At 44.8% G+C, this 1,988-nt stretch carries 2 protein-coding genes; both read right to left on the minus strand.

From position 1 onward, the window contains the following. Positions 1 to 498 precede the first annotated feature (498 nt). Positions 499 to 1,029 (minus strand): acyl-homoserine-lactone synthase, encoded by a 531-nt coding sequence (locus JCM25156_RS15005; protein WP_025813718.1) that lies wholly within the window; start codon positions 1,027 to 1,029, stop codon positions 499 to 501. A 40-nt stretch (positions 1,030 to 1,069) separates the two neighbouring features. Next, entirely contained in the window at positions 1,070 to 1,807 is a 738-nt protein-coding gene (locus JCM25156_RS15010; protein ID WP_227001136.1) for an autoinducer binding domain-containing protein, read from the minus strand. Between the last annotated feature and the right edge of the window lie 181 nt (positions 1,808 to 1,988).

Raw genomic sequence — 1,988 nt, forward strand, 5'->3', positions numbered from 1 at the left:
TTTATGAGCAGCCCCAATTATACTGGATGCCAATCAGATAGATGCCGACGAGCCAGATCCCTGAATTTACTTCGTTCTTCCTGGCTTGGCCCATTTGAAACCGGCGCGGGGCTTTCATCCCAATTGCGAAAGGGGAAACGTTGAGCAAATAGTTGCTGCGCAAACTGCTCAATCTCTTTCTCGCTACAGAGTAAAGCAACAGCCTCTCGTCTATTTGCCCATTTCTATATTAATTATTATTTCTGCAATATATAGGGAGTTGTCGGTATTATACAGGCCGCATTTTCGTGCTTCTTCTCGCAAAAAGGACAGTGCATTTTTTATATTATTTGCTTTTTGTGTAAATTCATCATCGCGCTCGTTATGCTGCATACTTTTTCTCAAAACTGTAGTTGCTAAGAACCGCCTTGGTAACGTTTAGTTTTGCACGGGATTTATCAAGAACAGCCTGCGAGACGGGTACAACTGCAGAAGCCACATCATGGCCTGATGGCAGTGTCATGCGGTTATGAATATGGCTTCAACACCCGCGCCGGGAACAATCCGCTTCAGGACACCCCAGGCTGTCAGAAATAGGTAGGTATCAATGTTATTGATAATCGAAAATTCGATGCATGCCAGAATGAGTTCGGCAGAAATCTGCCGACGCAGAGAGAATGGCAGGTCACGTTCTACACCAAAACGCGTTATCTCCCACACATTCGCGCAAGAAGGTGCGTTGGTGGAGGGCAGCATATCAGGCCAGAGAGTTTCCAGCATATAAGGCCGGTTGGTTGGTAGTAGCCGGATCATGCCCCGAACAGCGCCCGCATTATCACGCCATACGAGATACACAGCAGCCGGTGTATCAAACTGGTCGTATTCCATGCCTTTGTAAAATGGCACATCCCACTGTTCATGGGTCACAAAATGGCGGTAACGAAACTTGAACTGCTCGGCGAGGGCGTCTCCACACCATTTGGCGTTTTCAACGGTTACGACTTCAATCATTGATCCGCTCTCTTCCTGTTGGATGAACTGATCATTCATGAAAATCGACAGTCAGGTTACCTGTCAGACCTGACAGGTTTTACAGTTCAATCAACCCTGCACAGATAGCCCGCACCACACCCATGATACGATTCGTACATTTCAGCTTCAGCAAGGCATTGTTGATGTGAAAGTTAACAGTGCGCTCACTGACGCCAACAATCATCCCGGTTTCCCAAGAGCTTTTGCCCTTGGCTGTCCATCTCAGACATTCTTTTTCACGCGGGGTAAGGATGGGGAGCGACACATCTGCCGGTTCATCCAATTTTTTATAACTTGCGATAAAGAAATTAGATAAGGCGCGCAGATAAAGTTCAATTTCCTGCTCTATGTTTTTATCTGTAAACGCAAAACAAATGGCATAAATTAATCTGTCATGTGTATGGACTGGTATTGTTAGTCCCTTTTTTATGCCAAATTCATATACATCCCTTATTATTTTCTTTTCTGCTTTGTTTATATTTCTTATTTCATGCCAAAAATATGGATGACTCATGAATCTGGATTTTTTTATTATGGGATCAGAGATTATATAATTGTTCTCAATGTAGAAATTGACCCATTCCGTCGGATACCCGACGTGTATAAAATTTTCTTTAGGATCTTCAATCCTGTTCAATTCCACAATGGTTACGTGGACACTCCCAACTGACAGAACGGCACCGAGATAGATGGATAGTAGATCGTGTTTAGTGGCTGCGTTCTCAAGGTCATGTAGTTTCGCCAGAAGGTCAATCGTCAAGCCCACCATCTGTGCTGCGCCTACCTCCAGTGCCATCCAATAGTAAGCCTAAATTATATGATGTATTTATTCTACAGATTTATCATAGCGATTGTCGTCCTCAGACCGGGAGCAGCCTACGCAGCCAAAAATCTTCCCCGTCCATCTTGCCTAGGTGATATCGTTATCTGGCTCAACCGGAGCACTGGCATCTACTGTCCGTTTGCCTTTGAGGCAT

The sequence above is a fragment of the Komagataeibacter kakiaceti JCM 25156 genome (genome assembly GCF_000613305.1).